The following is a 16,259-nucleotide window of genomic DNA, read 5'->3' as shown; positions in this document are numbered from 1 at the left end:
AACCTCTTTTTTTTTAAATTTACAAACAAATCTAAATCCTTTCAAATAAAAAAGCTGAAAAATCGCCAGTTTTAATTAATTTTAGTTTGAAATATAGAAATTTTGTATTTATATTGTGACCAAATTGTTTGTATACAAAGTTTTAATAAACAGGAGTTAAAATGCAAAAAATACCCGTAGAAACAACAGCAAAAGAGCTTGAAGATATAATTGGAGCCCATCTGGATTCAAAAAAGAAATTAAATTATGCAATCAAAATTGTAGGCCATCCCGGAATAGGAAAATCATCAATTGTAAAGCAAACAGCAGAGAGAAAAAACTTTTACTTTATTGATACAAGGCTTGCCTTCAAAGAAAATATAGACCTTGGAGGATATCCGGTTCCTGATCACAATGAAAAAAAAATGATTTATTTCAGGCCAAACTTCATTCCTCCTGAAACGATTCCAAAGGGATATAATGGAATAGTCTGGTTTCTTGATGAGGCAAACAGAGCACATCCCACAGTAATTCAAACCCTTTTCCAAATAATTACTGAATCAAGATGCGGAGAACATTCCCTTCCTGAAAAAACAACAATAATTCTTGCAGGCAACCTTGGCGAAGACGATATGACAACTATCACTGACTTTGAGGATTCAGCTCTTGACGGAAGACTTGCTCTGTTTCACCTTAAGCCCAACGCTTCAAACTGGCTTTCCTGGGCAATACAAAATGAAATTCATCCAACAATAGTTGAATATATCACCCTTTTTCCTGAAAGACTCTGGAATGAAACAGAAATAAACCCAAATCCAAGGGGATGGCATCAGGTTTCAAATGCATTAAAATTTGCCTACGGGCTTGAAACAAAAAAAGATCTTGAAAACACCTTGAAAAGTGAACAAAAAATAATTATAGAAAAAATCATTGCTTCACTTTCAGGGCAGTCTGCAGCAGATGATTTTGTAAAGGAAATCTTAAGCCCAAGACAAATTTCAACCGAAGACATTCTTTTGGGAAACAAAAGCAAAAAGGAGGAGTTTAAGAACAACAAAATCTCCTCAGAAGATATTTTATGGGCAATTACAAGCTCAATAACCAACCTCAAATCTGATGCCTCAGCAACAAGGGGAAACCTCACCAAAGACTCTTTAAAAAAACTTTACAATGTTTTAAGTTTTATTTCCCTTTCAAGGGCTGACAGCAGAATTGCCTTTTTCCAAATTCTTTTAAGAGAATGCGGACTTCTCACAAAAATACCTGAAGCTCTTGAATTTGCAGAATCTGAAGAAGAAAAACAATCAATAATTGAAAAATTTTCAGATATTTTTAACGGTGAATAATCAATGAATAAAAAACTTGAATCAAGTTTAAAAACCCTATGGAAAAAAAGCAGGTTCACCTCTTATTTTTATCAGCTCTGCACTTTTATCAAGTCAGATGAAATCCCTACAATTGCCATGGATGAGTCTGAAATGAGACCTGCTTTGTATTATAATGAAGAATTTATTGAAAATCTTGAGGTTAAAAATATTACAGCTCTTTTAGTCCATGAAATGCTCCATGTAATTTTCCGTCACGATCACAGAGCTTTTTCAATGAAAAACCCCTATCTTCAAAATATGGCTCAGGATATGGTGGTAAACAGTTTTATAAAGGAAAATATTAAAACTTTTTTTTCAGGTGAAAATCATGGAGAACCAATCCTTGAACTTCCTGAAGATCTTCCCCTTATTCCAACTTATTTTCACAGGGAAACAGGGATAAAAGATCCCAAATGGGAAGATGTATATGATTGGCTTTTAAAAGGCGGCAAAACCAAGCTATCTGAATTTATTGATGAAGTGGACAAAATGTTCAAATCACTTATGCCAGATACCTCAAAAAAACAAAAAGGCCAAAGTCCTGTTAATGATCCTCTTTTTCAAAATAAAAACTCAAAAAAAGACAACAAATCCCTTGGGTTTATTTTTACAGATTCCAAAGGAAAACCCCTAAAAACAGGATCCCATATATTCAAAGAAACTTCTGTATCAAACAGAATGAATACAAATGCAAAAAAAATTACTGCAATGGCTTCCAATGATCCAGGGGCAAACCAGGACAGATTTTTCGCATTAATGACAAAAATAATGAGTGGCCCCCAAAAAACAAAGATTTCTTCCTGGGAAAAAAAGGTTAAAAGCCTGGTGGATTTAAATTCACCTTCAGATAAAACAGAATTTACCTATAAAAAATTCAATAGAAGATATTTTTCCAAAGGAATTTATGCTCCCGGTAAAATAATGAAAGACAAGGAAAGAATAATTACTGCAGTTGATGTTTCAGCTTCTGTTACTTCAAATCCAGGAGAGCTTGAAAAAGCATTCGGAGTTATTGAAAACCTGGTAAAAAAATATAAAACAGAACTTGTTTTAATGGACGAAACCCTTTTTTTCCCAAAAGAGGAAAATGGTATTTTAAAAAAAGAAACCAATTTAAACAAAAAATTCTTTTATAAACCCGGCGACTGGAAAAAAATCAAATCAGGATCTGGAGGTACTACTTTTTTCTCCCCTCTTTTTAATAAATATTTAAAAAAAAGAAATGAAACTCTAATTGTAATTACAGATGGATTTATCCATGATATCGGTAAATTAAAACCCTATAAAAACACCATCTGGTTAATAGGAAAAGGAGGAAACCAGAAGTTTCTTCCACCTTTTGGAAAAACTTTTTTTATTGAAAACGAGTAAATATGAATATGCTTTCACAGACAATTTATAAAAAAGGAAAAAATGACCCTAAATTTGATCATCTAGGAGGGCTTTCTTTTTTAATTGAACAAAAGGAAAATGAACTTATTTACAGGGCTGGAATTTACTGGAAAAAATTTGACCATGAAAAAGGTCTTGATGCTTTAATAAGCCTAAACGATGCCCAAAGAGTTTATAAAAGCGGAAGAACCTGGATGAAAAACAACTATGAAAAAGCTCTTAATTTTCTTATTAAAAGTAAAGATCCAAGACTTATTTATTATTCAGGAGCCAATTGGAAAAGGTTTGATTTTCAAAAAGGCCTTGATGCATTAATAGAGCTACAAAATCCTGAATTTATTTTTTATGCAGGCTCTCATTGGATTCAATTTGACTTTGACAAGGGAATTGAAGCAATTTTAATGACAAAAAACCTTAAATATATTTTTTTAAGCGGCCAAAAGTGGGAAAGTTTTGATTATGAAAGAGGATGGAAAATCCTTGAAAATTATGTGGAAAAAGGTAGTCTTTTCAGGGAAAAAGCAATCATGGATAAAATATGGAAAAAAAAGCTTAAAAAAATATTTTTAAATATAAAAACTGCTCCCGGGCTTCAAACTTCAAAAAACAGAATGAAAGGCAAGTGGGAGTTAAACTTGTTTGATGATCATATAAAATCAAATAATTAATAAGGAGAGAATAAATTATGACAGCAGTAAAATGGGAAAAAAATGGAAATGTGGCCATTGTTACAATGAGCAAAGGAGAAAACAGGCACAATGATGTTTTTGCAAGAGAAATGCTCAAGGTTCTTGACGAGGTAGTAGATGACAAAGAGGTGAAATCTATTGTTTTAACTTCATCAGATTCAAAATCATGGAGCCTTGGAATTGATGTTGAATGGATTTTAGGAAAATTTGGTGAAAAAGACTTTCAAGCAATTAAAGATTTTATGTATCAAATGAATGAAGTCTTCAAAAAGCTTCTTTTACTTCCTGTTCCTGTAATTGCTGCTATAAACGGCCATGCCTTTGGAAACGGTGCAATTTTGTCCTGTGCCTGCGATTTTAGAATGATGAGAAAAGACAGGGGATATTTTTGTTTTCCTGAAGTTGATCTTGGAATCCCTTTTCTTCCGGGAATGATTGCTTTTGTAAAAAAAGCTTTTCCTCATTATAAATTTAATGAAATGAAACTCACAGGAAGAAGAGCTGGTGCAGTAGAGCTTGAAGAATCCCATGTTCTTGAAAAGGCTTGCGAAAACCCAGAAGAACTTTTGAAAGAAGCCATTGAGTTTGCGAAAACCTTTGACAAAAAAAGAGGAATTTTTGCAGAGCATAAAAAAAGACTTCACAAAGAAATAATAAATACAATTGATAAAGAAGATCCTCCAGTGATTGAATCTTTAAAACTTTTTATTCAGGATTAATTTTGAAAATATTTGGAAACGGCAAGATTTATAGTGCAGACAGCTCCAATAGTTTTTTTAAATATATTGGAGTTGATAAAGGAAAAATTGTTTTTACTGAAGACTTCATTCCTAGAAAGTACAAAAAAATCAAGTTTAATGATTTAAATGGAAAAACCATTGTTCCTTCTTTTGGTGATACCCATATGCATTTTACATCATATGCCTATTTTTTGGGGGGATTTGATTTTAGGAATTTTTCCAACCTTGACAATGCTGTTTCCGGATTAATAGATTTTTCCAAATCCCGGAAAAAGAACTCTTTAATTACGGGATTTGGATATTCCAAATATTTTTTTAAAGACGCCCCTCTTCTCACAAGGCAAACTCTTGACAAGGCAGAAAGTAAAAAACCAGTATTTATAATAAAATACGACGGCCATGCCGGAGTGGGCAACTCTGCTTTTATAAATAAACTTCCTAAAAAAATACTTAGTCTCAGGGGTTTTGATAAAGATTTGGGCTGGTTTTTCAATGATTCCTTTTTTCCTGCAGCTGACTTTACAGCAAAATCTGTTTCAATTTTTGAAATGATTAAAAGGATGTCAAAGGCTTCAACAAAGCTTGCCAAATATGGAATTTCCTTTGTTCATTCAGCTGAAGGCGTTGGCTATCCCTTTGATCTTGATGTTGATCTTGTAAGGATTGCCTCAAAATTTTTAATTCAAGATTTTAAAGTTTTTTTCCAAACCATGAATTTAAACAAAGTAAAATTTAGAAGATTAAAACAAATCGGAGGATGTTTTGACACAGCTTTAGACGGATGCTTTGGTTCACTTGATGCCGCATTAAATAAACCCTATTCAAATAACAGCTCAAACAAAGGAATTTTATTTTATAAAGACAAAGAAATTGAAGAATTTTTGTATAAAACCCATAAAAAAAACCTTCAGACTGCTATCCATGCCATTGGAGACAGGGCAGTTGACCAATGTGTCAATTCTTTTTTTAAGGCAGATGGAAAATATCCAGCACCGGACAGAAGAAATATTTTAATCCATGGAGATCTTGTAAGTGATGAAACTATGGAAAAAGCTGCAAACCTAAACCTAATTTTTGCTGTTCAACCCTCTTTTCTATACTGGAATGAAGAACCAATGTCTTATATAAATAAAATTTTAGGTGAGCGTTCAAAAAACCTTATCCCTCTTCGCTCTCTTATTCAATCAGGTATTCTTCTTACAGGAGGATCCGATGCTCCTTGCACTATACCAGACCCGATTTACGGAATCTGGGCAAGTGTGAATCATCCTGAAAAATCTCAAAGAATAAGTGTGTTTGAAGCCTTGAAAATGTACACAGCAAATGCTGCTAAAAGTGGTTTTGAAGAAAACAAAAGAGGGATGATAAAAAAAGGACTTGATGCTGATTTTGTTATTTTATCTGATGATATTTTTCAATGTGATCAGGATAAAATAAAAAATATTAAAGTTGAAAAACTTTATGTTCAGGGAAAACAAGTAATTTAAACTTTTAAATAAATTTTAAGCAAGCTTAACCCAGAAAATCTTCTCCTATTTATTTTAAATCCATAAAAAACTATATGATCTAATAATCTGGATCTTAAAAAAACCTGGAAATACCATTACTATGAAAATATTTTTTCATTATTATCTACTGAGTTATTCTATTGATTAAACTAAGATTCTTTTAAGGGAAAAGGCGAAAAAAGCATATTAAAATAAAAAAACCCCCAGGATTTGATCTTGGAGGCTTGACTACTTATTTGGCGGGAGCGACGAGACTCGAACTCGCGACCTCCGGCGTGACAGGCCGGCGTTCTAACCAACTGAACTACGCCCCCGCTTAAAAAAGGGCTTGTTTGATGGTGGGCGAAACAGGGCTTGAACCTGTGACCCTCGGCTTGTAAGGCCGATGCTCTCCCAACTGAGCTATTCGCCCTCAAACAAACGAAGATATATTTACTCTTGTTTAACTAATAAGTCAATACAAATATTAGCTTTTTTCCAAGTTTGCCAATATCTGAACTGAATTTTACCCAGTTTACTTTTTAGCTGGGCAAACTAAATAATCCTGTAGGTTAATCTTTTTCTATTTCCAAAAGAGAATGACTCAAAACTTCATCCATATGGGAAACAGGAAAAAACTTTATCCCGCTTAAAACACTTTTAGGAATATCTTTAAGATCTTTTTCGTTTTCCTTTGGGAATAGAATTGTTTTTATTCCGCTTCTATGGGCTGCTATGGATTTTTCCCTTAACCCGCCAATGGACAAAACCCTTCCCCTTAAAGTAATTTCCCCTGTCATTCCCAAATCTCTTTTTACAGGCTTTCCTGTAATTGCTGAAACAATTGATGTACAAATTGTTATTCCAGCTGAGGGGCCATCCTTTGGAGTAGCTCCTTCAGGAACATGAATATGGATGTCATTATCAGAATAAAACTCTGAATTTATACCAAGCACAGAGCTTTTAGATCTTGCATAGCTCATTGCTGCTTTTGCAGATTCCTGCATAACTTCCCCAAGCTTCCCTGTTACAGTAACATTCCCTTTTCCAGGCATTACAGCTGTTTCAATGGATAAAATATCTCCGCCTGTCTGGGTCCAGGCAAGCCCTGTTGCAACTCCTACAAGATCTTTTTTCTCTGCAAGAGAATAGGTGAATTTTTCTGACCCAAAATATTTTTTTATTGTATTTTTAGTTATATTGAAAGGAGGAACTTTATCCTCAAGAAGCATTATTTTGGCTGTTTTCCTTAAAACACCGGCTATTTTTCTTTCCAGATTTCTCACCCCTGCTTCTCTTGTATAATTTCTTATGAGCATGAGAAGAGAATTGTCGCTCAAAGTAATATCTTCTTCAGAGAAACCATTGGCTTCCAACTGCTTGGCAAAAAGGTGGTTTTTAGCAATTTCAAGTTTTTCAAGCTCAGTGTATCCTGAGATCTGAATTATTTCCATCCTGTCCTGAAGAGGCACTGGAATATCATTTAAAAAATTTGCTGTTGTCAGAAAAAAAACCTGGGACAGATCATAATCAAGATCAAGATAATGATCATTAAAAGAAAAATTTTGCTCAGGATCAAGAACTTCAAGAAGAGCGGATGAAGGATCTCCCCTGAAATCCATACTCATTTTATCTACTTCATCAAGACAGATTAAAGGGTTAACTTTCCCTGACTTTTTAATTGCCTGAATAATTTTTCCCGGCATTGCACCCACATAGGTTCTTCTATGCCCTCTTATTTCAGCTTCATCTCTTACTCCACCAAGGGAAATTCTTACATATTCACGTCCTGTTGCCCGTGCAATGGATTTTGCAAGGGAAGTTTTTCCAACTCCAGGAGGCCCAACAAAACAAAGGATTGGACCTTTGGTGCTTTTAGAAAGACCTTGAACAGCAAGATACTCTAAAATCCGTTCTTTAGGCTTATCAAGCCCATAATGATCTTCTTCTAAAATTGACTCTGCTTTTTTCAAATCATTGTTTACTTCTGACTTTTTTGACCAAGGAAGTTCAATAATCCAATCAATATATGTTCTTACTACATTGGCTTCAGCAGACATTGGAGACATAAGGGCAAACTTTTTCAATTCCTTTTCAACCTTAGCTTCAACTTCTTCTGGAAGACTTTTCTCGCCAATCTTTTTTTTAAGCTCCTCTATTTCATCATTACCCTCGTCTCCTGCACCCATTTCCTTTTTGATGGCACGGATTTGTTCATTCAAATAATAGTTTTTCTGGGTTTTATCTATCTGCTTTTTAACCCTTCCCTTTATTTTTTCCTCAACTTTTGCAACTTCAAGTTCCTTTGCAAGATAGTCAAGAAGAAAATAAAGCCTTTTACCTGAATCTCTTTCTTCTAAAAGAAGATGCTTACTTTGAAGTTTTAAAGGAAGTTTTGAAGCAAGGACATCTGAAAAACTAAAAGGATCTTCAACTTTTGAAATATTTTCTAAAATTTCCTTTGAAATTTTTTTATTGTACAACAAATAACTGTCAAGTTTTAAAAGCAACTGCCTTTTTACTGCTTCAAACTCTGCTTCTGCAGGACTTTCTTCAAAAACTTGTCCAAGTTCTGCGTTTAAACAATTTTCTTCTTCAATATAATTATAAACTTTAGCCCTTATCTGCCCCTCAACAAGAACTTTCACACTATTGTCCGGAAGTTTTAAAAGCTGAAGAACTTTACCCACCACCCCTGTTTCATAAAACTCATCAATTTCAGGTTCATCCGCCCTAGGATTTTCCTGTAATGCAAGAAAAATACTTCTTGAAGTTTCCATTGCCTTTGACAAAGCTTCTATTGATTTTTTTCTCCCCACAAATAAAGGCGCCACCATCCCGGGAAATACTACAGTATCTCTTAAGGGCAGAACAGGAAGAACAAGCCTGCCGCTATTATTTACTCCTGATTTAAACAGCTTTGAAAAACTTATCATTTTATCTGAAAAATCCGTGTTTTAGTTTAAAATAAATTAAATTTACAAACTTGCTTTCCAACCATAAAAAAAGGGCCTGGCAAAATCAAATACCAAAACCCTTGTTTTTAATTAAATCAAACTATGCCTGTTTTTTTGAAGGTTCATAAATCAGGATAGGCTCTTCATTATTAACAACAACTTCTTCGCCTATAATACACTCCTTGACATTATCAAGCGAGGGTATTTCATACATGATATCAAGCATAATGCCTTCGAGTATGGCTCGTAAGCCTCTAGCCCCAGACTTTCTTCTTACAGCTTCTTTTGCAATTGCCTTAAGTGCTGAATCGGTAAATCTCAAGGTAACGCCTTCATAGACAAAAAGCTTTTGAAACTGCTTTATAAGAGCATTTTTAGGCTCAGTTAAAATTTTGACAAGAGATTCTTCAGAAAGTTCTTCAAGCGTAGTAACCACAGGAAGTCTTCCAAGAAACTCAGGAATCAAACCAAACTTAACCAAATCCTCTGCCTCTACCATCTTAAGCAGCTCATTTTTCTCTTTTTTATCAAGACGTTCAACAGAAGCTCCAAATCCAATAGATTTACTGGAAATTCTTTGTTGGATTACTTTTTCAAGACCATTAAAAGTACCACCGCAAATAACAAGAATATTTGAGGTATCAACTTTAACAAAATCCTGCTGAGGATGTTTACGCCCCCCTTTTGGAGGAACACTTGCAATTGTTCCTTCAATAATTTTAAGTAAGGCCTGCTGAACGCCTTCTCCAGATACGTCCCTTGTTATTGATGGATTATCTGACTTTTGGGTAATTTTATCTATTTCATCAATATAAACTATACCCTTTTCAGCTCTTTCCACGTCATAGTCAGCATTTTGAAGAAGGGACAAGATAATATTTTCCACATCTTCGCCAACATAACCTGCCTCTGTAAGAGTTGTTGCATCGGCTATTGTAAAAGGAACGTCCAAAAACCTTGCAAGTGTTTGAGCTAAAAGAGTCTTCCCGCTACCAGTAGGCCCTATAAGAAGAATATTGCTTTTCTGGATTTCAACATCGTCTTCTGACTGCTCTGCAGCTAGAATTCTTTTATAATGATTTCTCACTGCAACAGAAAGAACCTTTTTGGCATTATCCTGTTCAATAACATATTCATTAAATTTCTCATTAATTTCTTTGGGAGTAAGTAGATAACTGTCAGAAGAATCATCTTCCTCCTCTTTTACCCCGTCCTCTTCAATTATTTCACTGCATAGCTGAATGCATTCATCACAAATATATACTGAAGGGCCTGCAATGAGTTTTTTTACCTCTTTTTGACTTTTCCCGCAAAATGAACAAAAAAGCCTTTCATTATTGTCGCTTAGGTCTGTCATTCTTACTCCTTTGCTTCGGCTATGGCGGAAATATCATCTCTTGTTGCCACCACATGATCTATCAGACCGTATGCCTTTGCTTCCTTTGCTCCCATGAATTTATCACGGTCAGTGTCAATTTCGACCTGACCTATTTCCTGGCCCGTGTGATAAGCCAGAATTTCATTGAGATTTTGTTTTATTCTTATAATTTCCTCTGCCTGAATTCTTATATCAGAGGCCTGCCCTTGGGCTCCTCCAAGAGGCTGGTGAATCATAATTCTTGAATTAGGCAGGGCATATCTTTTCTCTGCTGCACCTGCTGAAAGGATCAAAGCCCCCATGCTGGCCGCCTGACCTACACACACAGTCACCACATCAGATTTAATATACTGCATTGTATCATAAATTGCCATACCTGCAGTAACCATTCCTCCTGGTGAATTGATATAAATATTTATGTCTTTTTCAGGATCTTCAGACTCAAGAAAAAGAAGCTGAGCCACCACAAGATTAGCTACTTCTTCATTTATTGCAGAACCCAAAAATATTATCCTATCCTTTAAAAGGCGAGAATAAATATCATACGCTCGCTCTCCTCTGCTGCCCTGCTCAACCACCATAGGTATCAGCACAATAAAAGCCTCCTTAAGTTTAATTATTCTTCAGAATCGTCTGTCTTTTCTTCTGATTCTTTACTTTCTTCTACTTCCGATGGAATATACTCGGAAACATCATTACTATCAATTATAAGCTTAAGAGCCTTTTTTTCAAGGAGGGTATGTTTAAAAAGATCTAGCTTGTCAGGATTTTCATTGTAAAATCCTCTGATAAACTCTGCCTGCTGATTAAAATTTAATGCCAGCTCCTCAAATCCTTCTTCAAGCTCCTGATCTGAAATTTCAAGTTTTTCCTGATTAACAACAGCGTCTAGAAGAAGATGTCTTCTCACCTGATCTTCAGCAATACCCTTGTAATCTTCTTTCAGACTCTCTCTGGTTTTACCTATCATTTCAAGGCTTGTTCCATTTGCTTCAAAGGATCTTTCTGCTTCATTAATTATCTGATCAAGCTCCATATTCACAAGGTTTTCAGGAAGCTCAAAATCAGCTCTTTTGATCAGCTGCTCAAAAATCTGCTCATTTAATTCCTGCTCGCTTCGTTTATCATATCCCTGCTTCAGGTTTGACCTAATTTCTTTTTTTGCATCTTCAAGGGTTTCAAAATTACCAAGATCCTTTGCAAATTCATCGTCTAGTTCAGGCAGTTGCTCTTCAAGTATAACCCCAAGCTCAACTGTCATTGAAAGAGTTTTACCTTTAACAGAATCTGTATGATAATCTTCAGGAAATTCAAGGTCAAAAGTTTTTGTTTCTCCTGCTTTCATTCCTAAAACTTCCTTGTCAAAGCCTTCTGAGAAAAGCTTGTTTCCAAGTCTGTACCTTCTTCCTTTTATTCCGTCAAAAGGAGGAACAGCTTCACCGTCAATTGTTCCGTGAACATTTACTTCTATAAGATCTCCTTCTACTGATTCCCTTGCCTCTTCAACCGGAATTTTTTTAGAAAGATTTTTACGAAGCATTTCAAGCTGAAGATCAACTTCTTCTTCGCTAAATTCATATTTGGGTTTCTTAAGTTCAAGCCCTTTATAATCAATATCCTTAATTTCGGGCTTAACATCTATAACTATATCAAATTTATACGCACTTTTTCCGTCAAAACTTTCAATATCTTTAAACTCAGGCTGACCTATTATTGCAAAATCATTATTTTGAGCTGCTTCAAGAAAACCTCTTTGCACAAGAGTTGAAATAACGTCTTCCTTGACATCATTGCCAAACTTAGCTTCAAGAACAGAGCGGGGAGCCTTGCCCGATCTGAACCCGTTTAATTTGACATTTTTGCGCAAATCCCCATAAGCACTGTCCATCTCCTTTTTGACTTCATCTTCCGATATTTCAATGTGGAGGGTCTTTTTTACCGAGCTGTGGTCTTCCACTGTTACCTGCATATTCTTCCTTCCTTAAAAATTTTACTTAAAAAATTATAATCTAAATTAAAAAGCCCAAAGCCTTATGCCTGGGCAAACCATTAAATTAAAACCATAAAGCCAAAAAAGTCAATATTGTTTGACTATAAAAAAAAAATATCATAAATGAACATTTTATACAAATTATACATAATCTTTATCAATACTACAAAATTAGGTGAAATTAATACCTAAACTACTTGGTGTCAAGAAAAATGAATTTAAATAAATCGTTGAATATACCGAAATTGCTAGTTTTTTTTATTTTTTTACTCCTAACGCCTTTCCACTCTTACTCCCTTGAAACCAGTTTTCTTGATTTAAAAACACAGATAGTACTTGATCCCGGCCACGGGGGCAATGATCTTGGAGCCCATTCAGTTTCAAAACTTATGGAAAAAGACTTTTCACTTTATTTAGCTTTTGCCTTAAAAAATAAACTGGAGAATCACTTTCATATCACCCTTACAAGAGCCTCTGATTATTCAATGACAGATACCCAGAGGGCAGACATTGCCAACTCCAAAAACACTGCTTTATTTATTTCAATTCATGCCGGCTCTCTTTTTACCCAGCAGGGAATGAAAAATGTTTTCATAGGTTATTTACCAAAAGAATCAGCTTCTTTTATAGATCCAAAAACTCTTGCAGCAGACCTTGGAGAGGCTTTTAAAAAAAACCGCTCAAAAGTCTTTGTGATACAAGCTCCTTTTAACAAAGGGATGCGACTGACAATGCCTTTTATCCATATTGAGTTAGGAAATCTAAATTCACCTTCTGAATCAATAGAGATGAAAAGTCCTGACTTTATTGATAAAACAGCCGAGACAATAGCTGAAACAATAATAACTTTTTTCAGCGAGCAAATTGCACAGGCGGCTGAACCTTTATAAAAAAGAACAAAAAATCAAAGTCTTAAAAGACTTAAATGATAAGATCTTTTGATTTTATTTTCGCCAAAAACAAGTTCCCTGATATTTTTTATATATTTTGCAACTTTTCTCTTGTAATAAAAAAAAAAGAGTGTTAATAGATTGACGTTGTTTTGAAACGGGGCGTGGCGCAGTCTGGCAGCGCACTTGGTTTGGGACCAAGGAGTCGCAGGTTCGAATCCTGCCGCCCCGACCAAAAGACCAAAAAAAAGCAGACTTTTAAAAGTCTGCTTTTTTTGTTTTCAGGATTTTAAACTTATTTACTTTCTACAACAAAACACCTGTCTAACTTCATTGCAGTAAAAAGAATGTAGACATCTTTCATTATATTTATCACTTTGAGTTTTTTCTCAATTTTTTCAAGGGTGTTAAAAGTTGCAATGATACTTGTTATTCCTATGGAATCAACCATTTCAATACCATCCATATCTATGATAATGTCCTTTTTCTCGTCTGCAATTACTTTTTGCAATTCACTTCTAAAGTTACCGGCCATTGATTCAACAATATCTTTGTTTGGCCTGACAAGAATATGGTCATCATTTTTTATTATCTCACTCATGGTTTTCTCCATATCTATTAATATCTGAAAAAAGGAAATTCAATTCAATGCAAAATAAATTTTATTGTGCTAAATTATCTTTTTATATATATCACAATCAATCTTTAAATTTCAAGATTAATTGCCCCCAACAAAGGTTTGAGTTCTAATGAATATAACTATAAAAACTTTATTTTATTGTGTTTTTTCGGCCCTTCTTTTCACACTTTCATTTCCCGGATACGGCTATGATTTCCTAATCTGGTTTTCACTTATACCTTTATTTACAATAATAACGGCTTCTGAAAAGAAATTTACAACCGGACTTTGTGCTGGAACCATAATTTACACCTCCTCTCTTGTCTGGCTGGTTCCCACAATTTCAAACTATGGTGGACTTCCCTTTATTTCATCTTTTGCAGCAATAGTTCTTCTTGGATTTTATCTTGGAATTTATACAGGAATTTTTGCCTTTTTATTCCCTGATATAACAAAAAAACCTCTTATTTCAGTTTTTTTAATACCTGCCTTATGGACAGGGCTTGATTTTATTTCATCTTTTCTTTTTTCCGGGTTTCCCTGGGTATTTGCAGGATATTCCCAATACAAAAACTCCTACCTTATTCAAATTTCATCTATATTTGGAGTTTACGGAATCACTTTTTATATAGTTTTTATAAACACAGGAATGTTTATTTTATTTAAATCAATTTTTAGAAGAAGAAACTTTTATACTCCTGCCAATATTACTCTTTGCGTTTTGCTTGCAGGAGCTACATCGGCTGCAGGAATTTTCGGAAGTTATAATTTAGATAAAACAAAAGCTATAATGGATAAATCTTTAAATAAAAAAATAGCAATTGTTCAACCCAACATTCCCCCTGAAACCAAAAAGGGAAAAGATATTAAAACCACACTTGAAAAACATATTGAAACTTCAAATTTAATTAAAGAAGAATTTGACCTGGGAGTATGGCCTGAAACCGCCCTTCCCTACCCTATTGTTCTTGATAAAAAGATTCTTTCATCAATAAATAAATTTACTGAAAAAAAAGGTAATTTTTTAGTTGGATTTTTAGATCTGAAAAAAAACAACTCTGAATACCTGCTAAAAAACAGAGCCGCCCTTTTCCCTTACAAAAAAGAACTTCAATTTTATGACAAGATTCACCTGGTTCCTTTTGGAGAGTATATTCCTTTAAAAAAACATTTCCCCTTTTTATCAAAATTTATAGTTCCCAGCGGGGAATTTAAAGCTGGTGAAAAAAACCTACCCCTTGTTATGGGCGAAATAAAAGCAGGGATTAAAATCTGTTTTGAAATAATTTTTCCAAATCTTGTAAGAAAGCAGGTAAAAAACGGGGCTAATATAATTATAAACCTTACAAATGACGCCTGGTTTGGAAAAACCGCTGGTCCTCATCAGCATCTTGCAATCTCAGCAATAAGAGCTGTTGAAAACAAAAGAGCCATTGCAAGGTGTGCAAATACAGGGATTTCTGCACACATACTTCCCACAGGCGAAATAATTTCTAGAACCTTACTTTTTGAAACAAAATCCATTGTAGAAAATCTTCCCCTGATTGAAGAAAAAACTATGTACACAAAATATGGAGATTTTTTTGCATATACTTGCACCTTTGTGCTATTATTTTATGGTTTTTTATTTTACTTTAAACGTAAAAAGGAGAATTAAGATGAGTGGAGAACTTAAACAAATTATTGCTGATTGCAAAAAAAGACTAAACCAGATCAAGGAGTGCCTTTGACCCTGCTTCCATTAAATTTCGACTTGAAGAAATAGAAGCCCAGATTTCAAGACCTGACTTTTGGGACAATCCTGATTCTGCAGCTCCTGTGTTAAAAGAAAGAACTGTACTTACAGATAAAATCAACCATTTTGACAACCTTGAAAACACTCTCCTTGAAAACGACGACCTTCTTGATCTTGCTTCAGAAGAAAATGATGATGCTGTTATAAAAGATATTGAAAAAGAATTGTTAGGCCTTGAAAAGAAAGTTTACAAATTTTCAATTCAAATAATGCTTAATGGAGAGGACGACTCCTACAATGCAATTTTATCCATTAATGCCGGTGCAGGAGGAACAGAAGCCCAGGACTGGTCCGAGATGATTTTCAGAATGTATCTAAGATGGTGCGAGTCAAGGGGATATAAAACAGAAATAATTGATCTTCAGCCCGGAGATGAGGCTGGAATAAAAAGTGTTACCTTTTCTGTGAAAGGTGATTATGCATTTGGGTATCTCAAAACTGAAAATGGGGTTCACAGGCTTGTAAGAATTTCACCATTTAATGCCAATGGAAAAAGACAAACATCTTTTGCTTCAGTTTTTGTCTACCCTGAAATTGAAAGGGAAATCAATATAGAAATTGAAGAAAAAGACTTAAGAATCGACGTGTTCAGAGCAAGCGGTGCAGGGGGACAGCATGTTAACAAAACAAGTTCTGCTGTAAGGATTACCCACTTACCCACAGGAATAGTTGCCCAATGCCAGCAAGAAAAATCCCAGCACAGAAATAAAGAAATCTGTATGAGAGTTATAAGATCAAGGCTGTATCAGCTTGAAAAAGAAAAGCAGGATGAAAAGATTCAGGAGCTCCACGACGGAAAAGACGATATTGGATGGGGCAGCCAGATTCGTTCTTATATTCTCCACCCTTATCAGATGATAAAAGACCATAGAACAGGAAGTGAAACCGGAAACACCCAGGCAGTCCTTGATGGAGATCTGGATAATTTTATTGAAGCTGCTCTTTTTTCTTCATCTTGACAGTTGACAGGATAAGT

At 34.6% G+C, this 16,259-nt stretch carries 13 protein-coding genes and 3 tRNA genes; 9 read left to right on the top strand and 7 right to left on the bottom strand.

Annotated features, from left to right (window positions below; translation table 11 throughout):
* The first annotated feature begins 161 nt into the window (after window positions 1–161).
* From RBR53_01070 to RBR53_01050, 5 genes are read left to right on the top strand one after another with little or no spacing between them, the layout of a single operon-like run.
* Complete coding sequence (locus RBR53_01070) at window positions 162–1,325, top strand: hypothetical protein (GenBank protein MDY0131235.1); 1,164 nt, start codon at window positions 162–164, stop codon at window positions 1,323–1,325.
* A gap of 3 nt (window positions 1,326–1,328) precedes the next feature.
* Entirely contained in the window at window positions 1,329–2,717 is a 1,389-nt protein-coding gene (locus tag RBR53_01065) for a hypothetical protein (GenBank protein ID MDY0131234.1), read from the top strand.
* A 2-nt stretch (window positions 2,718–2,719) separates the two neighbouring features.
* The gene (locus RBR53_01060) at window positions 2,720–3,406 is read left to right on the top strand and encodes a hypothetical protein (GenBank protein MDY0131233.1); all 687 of its coding nucleotides are present in this window, start codon (window positions 2,720–2,722) and stop codon (window positions 3,404–3,406) included.
* Window positions 3,407–3,423: 17 nt separating this feature from the next.
* Window positions 3,424–4,146 (top strand): enoyl-CoA hydratase/isomerase family protein, encoded by a 723-nt coding sequence (locus tag RBR53_01055; GenBank protein MDY0131232.1) that lies wholly within the window; start codon window positions 3,424–3,426, stop codon window positions 4,144–4,146.
* Between the two features lie 2 nt (window positions 4,147–4,148).
* On the top strand, window positions 4,149–5,654 hold the full coding sequence (locus tag RBR53_01050; protein MDY0131231.1) for an amidohydrolase family protein: 1,506 nt from the start codon (window positions 4,149–4,151) through the stop codon (window positions 5,652–5,654).
* Between the two features lie 258 nt (window positions 5,655–5,912).
* Here the strand turns inward: RBR53_01050 and RBR53_01045 are convergent.
* The 6 genes from RBR53_01045 to tig form a co-directional block, all read right to left on the bottom strand.
* Window positions 5,913–5,989: transfer RNA gene (locus RBR53_01045), tRNA-Asp, on the bottom strand.
* 22 nt (window positions 5,990–6,011) lie between these two features.
* Window positions 6,012–6,087, bottom strand: a tRNA-Val gene (locus RBR53_01040).
* 139 nt (window positions 6,088–6,226) lie between these two features.
* Entirely contained in the window at window positions 6,227–8,590 is a 2,364-nt protein-coding gene (gene lon / locus RBR53_01035; GenBank protein MDY0131230.1) for an endopeptidase La, read from the bottom strand.
* Window positions 8,591–8,711: 121 nt separating this feature from the next.
* Complete coding sequence (clpX, locus tag RBR53_01030) at window positions 8,712–9,968, bottom strand: ATP-dependent Clp protease ATP-binding subunit ClpX (GenBank protein MDY0131229.1); 1,257 nt, start codon at window positions 9,966–9,968, stop codon at window positions 8,712–8,714.
* A 2-nt stretch (window positions 9,969–9,970) separates the two neighbouring features.
* On the bottom strand, window positions 9,971–10,585 hold the full coding sequence (clpP, locus tag RBR53_01025; protein MDY0131228.1) for an ATP-dependent Clp endopeptidase proteolytic subunit ClpP: 615 nt from the start codon (window positions 10,583–10,585) through the stop codon (window positions 9,971–9,973).
* A gap of 20 nt (window positions 10,586–10,605) precedes the next feature.
* On the bottom strand, window positions 10,606–11,958 hold the full coding sequence (tig, locus tag RBR53_01020; protein MDY0131227.1) for a trigger factor: 1,353 nt from the start codon (window positions 11,956–11,958) through the stop codon (window positions 10,606–10,608).
* Window positions 11,959–12,191: 233 nt separating this feature from the next.
* Here tig and RBR53_01015 point away from each other — a divergent pair, with 233 nt between their 5' ends.
* Entirely contained in the window at window positions 12,192–12,869 is a 678-nt protein-coding gene (locus RBR53_01015; GenBank protein MDY0131226.1) for an N-acetylmuramoyl-L-alanine amidase, read from the top strand.
* 158 nt (window positions 12,870–13,027) lie between these two features.
* Window positions 13,028–13,104: transfer RNA gene (locus RBR53_01010), tRNA-Pro, on the top strand.
* A 60-nt stretch (window positions 13,105–13,164) separates the two neighbouring features.
* Here the strand turns inward: RBR53_01010 and RBR53_01005 are convergent.
* Window positions 13,165–13,470, bottom strand: coding sequence for an STAS domain-containing protein (locus RBR53_01005; protein ID MDY0131225.1), 306 nt, complete (start codon window positions 13,468–13,470; stop codon window positions 13,165–13,167).
* 148 nt (window positions 13,471–13,618) lie between these two features.
* Here RBR53_01005 and lnt point away from each other — a divergent pair, with 148 nt between their 5' ends.
* Both lnt and prfB read left to right on the top strand, forming a co-directional pair.
* Window positions 13,619–15,145 carry an apolipoprotein N-acyltransferase gene (gene lnt, locus RBR53_01000; GenBank protein ID MDY0131224.1) on the top strand — a complete coding sequence of 509 codons (1,527 nt, stop codon included), beginning with the start codon at window positions 13,619–13,621 and terminating at the stop codon, window positions 15,143–15,145.
* Window position 15,146: 1 nt separating this feature from the next.
* Window positions 15,147–16,242, top strand: a protein-coding gene (gene prfB / locus RBR53_00995; protein ID MDY0131223.1) for a peptide chain release factor 2 whose coding sequence is annotated in 2 segments (ribosomal slippage) — window positions 15,147–15,215 and window positions 15,217–16,242 — 1,095 coding nt in all. Because the reading frame shifts where the segments join, the coding sequence is not laid out codon by codon here.
* The last annotated feature ends 17 nt before the right edge of the window (window positions 16,243–16,259 follow it).

Source organism: Desulforegulaceae bacterium (genome assembly GCA_034006035.1).
Classification (GTDB): domain Bacteria; phylum Desulfobacterota; class Desulfobacteria; order Desulfobacterales; family JACKCP01; genus JACKCP01.
The sequence above is the reverse complement of the archived record's forward strand: the minus strand, read 5'-3'. Positions and strand labels throughout refer to the sequence as shown.